The organism is Mycobacterium sp. NAZ190054 (assembly GCF_001545925.1).
In the GTDB taxonomy this organism is placed as follows: Bacteria; Actinomycetota; Actinomycetes; order Mycobacteriales; family Mycobacteriaceae; genus Mycobacterium.
In genome coordinates this window covers 1-1,921 of sequence record NZ_LMVQ01000427.1, presented here as the reverse complement: position 1 = coordinate 1,921, position 1,921 = coordinate 1, and the positions used below count along the sequence as shown (strand labels likewise).

The window sequence follows — 1,921 nt, the reverse complement described above, 5'->3', positions numbered from 1 at the left end:
GCCGGTGGCCGGGCCGCCGTCGGCGTGGATGGAGACCACGGCGTTCGGGCTGAGTGCGTTGGCCATCGCGGCGCGCTCGTCGACGCACGGCCCGAGTCCGGTGTCGTCGCCGCGGGACATCGCGGTGCGCACCCCGAGGGCGTGCAGCGCCTGGCGGATGCGCAGCGTGGTCTCCCAGGTGAAGGTGTGCTCGGGGAACCCGTCGTCGGTGGAGGTGCCGCTGGCCTGGCAGTCCTTGGTGCCGCCGCGCCCGGTGGGCACCTGCCTGCTGATCGAGGAGTCGTTGGAGCCGTTGTGGCCGGGGTCGAGGAAGACGATCTTGCCCGCGACGTTGGTGGGTGCGGCCTGGGCGGGACCGGCGGGCAGGGTTGCGACGAGCATCGCGGCCACCGTGGCGGCCCCGACACGCAGGATTGCTGGCACGGGCACGGCGACACGGTAGCGCCCGTGCCGACTACGCTGGAAGGCCGAAGTGCCGCTTGTGGACGAGCGCAACCAAGTCGAGACCGAGACGCAATCAAGACGACAGAGGATCAAGCATGCAGCCTGGTGGCCAACCCGACATGTCAGCCCTTCTCGCCCAGGCCCAGCAGGTGCAGCAGCAGCTGATGGAGGCGCAGGCGGCACTCGCCGCCGCCGAGGTGCAGGGCCAGGCCGGCGGTGGGCTGGTGCAGGTCACCATGAAGGGCAGCGGCGAGGTCGTCGCCGTGCGCATCGACCCCAAGGTCGTCGACCCGTCCGATGTGGAAACCCTGCAGGACCTCGTCGTCGGGGCGATCGCCGACGCGGCCAAGCAAGTGACCATGCTGGCCCACGACCGGCTGGGTCCGCTGGCGGGCGGCATGGGCGGGCAGGGATTCCCGGGCCTGCCGGGGATGTGACTTCTTGTTCGAAGGACCTGTCCAGGATCTGATCGACGAGCTCGGCAAGCTGCCGGGGATCGGGCCGAAGAGCGCGCAACGGATCGCGTTCCATCTGCTGTCGGTCGAGCCGCCGGACATCGACCGGCTCACCGCGGTGCTGAACCGGGTCCGCGACGGCGTCACGTTCTGCGCGGTGTGCGGCAACGTCAGCGACGAGGAGCGGTGCCGCATCTGCAGCGACCCGCGCCGGGACGCGTCGCTGGTCTGTGTGGTCGAGGAACCCAAGGACGTGCAGGCCGTCGAGCGGACCCGCGAATTCCGCGGCCGCTACCACGTGCTCGGCGGCGCGCTGGACCCGTTGTCGGGGATCGGGCCGGACCAACTGCGAATCCGTGAGCTGCTCAACAGGATCGGCGAACGTGTCGACGGGGTGGAGGTCGCGGAGGTCATCATCGCGACCGACCCGAACACCGAGGGCGAGGCGACGGCGACGTATCTGGTGCGGATGCTGCGCGACATCCCGGGGCTGACGGTGACGCGGATTGCGTCGGGTCTGCCGATGGGCGGCGATCTGGAGTTCGCCGACGAGCTGACGCTGGGTCGGGCGCTGGCGGGCCGCCGCGCGATGGCCTGACTCGCGGGCTCTCAGGAGTCACACGTATCTACGTTTTGCGGCGGTCTTCTCGGACTTTCGCTGCGAAAAGCGGATAGCTGTGACCGGTGGGGAAATGTCGGTGGGGCTTGGCACGATGCCTGGCATGGGCGAAGTCATACTGGGCGGCGAGGCCGTCCGAGCCGGTGTGGTCACAAGGCATGAGCTGGCACGCTGGTACACGCCGCTGTACCGCGGGGTGTTCGTGCGCAAGGGCGTCGAGGTTTCGCTGCGCGACCGGGCGGTCGGCGCGTGGCTGACAACCAAGCGGCACGGTGTGATCGCCGGGCTGGCGGCCGCGGCGCTGCACGGGGCGCCGTGGGTCGACGCCGACATCCCGATCGAGGTGACCGGGGTGAAGAGCCGTCCGCAGCGGGGCCTGATCATCCGTGCCGACGCGGTCGAC

Annotated in this window: 3 protein-coding genes and 1 pseudogene; 3 read left to right on the top strand and 1 reads right to left on the bottom strand. The window is 70.3% G+C overall.

Going from position 1 to position 1,921, the window contains the following annotated elements; translation table 11 throughout:
• Window positions 1–423 (bottom strand): N-acetylmuramoyl-L-alanine amidase (locus ASJ79_RS23375; RefSeq protein ID WP_197420343.1); only part of this gene is annotated, 423 nt, incomplete at its 3' end.
• A gap of 116 nt (window positions 424–539) precedes the next feature.
• Here ASJ79_RS23375 and ASJ79_RS23370 point away from each other — a divergent pair.
• The 3 genes and pseudogenes from ASJ79_RS23370 to ASJ79_RS23360 all read left to right on the top strand — a co-directional run.
• Window positions 540–881 carry a YbaB/EbfC family nucleoid-associated protein gene (locus ASJ79_RS23370; RefSeq protein ID WP_067960546.1) on the top strand — a complete coding sequence of 114 codons (342 nt, stop codon included), beginning with the start codon at window positions 540–542 and terminating at the stop codon, window positions 879–881.
• Window positions 882–885: 4 nt separating this feature from the next.
• A complete protein-coding gene (gene recR / locus ASJ79_RS23365; RefSeq protein ID WP_014818017.1) occupies window positions 886–1,497 on the top strand; it encodes a recombination mediator RecR in 612 nt (203 codons plus the stop codon).
• Window positions 1,498–1,621: 124 nt separating this feature from the next.
• A pseudogene (locus tag ASJ79_RS23360) lies at window positions 1,622–1,921 on the top strand (hypothetical protein); the annotation flags it as partial.

Excerpts from the sequence above, each read along its gene's own strand:
- ASJ79_RS23370 (WP_067960546.1), top strand. The coding sequence starts at position 540 with ATGCAGCCTGGTGGCCAACCCGACATGTCAGCCCTTCTCGCCCAGGCC.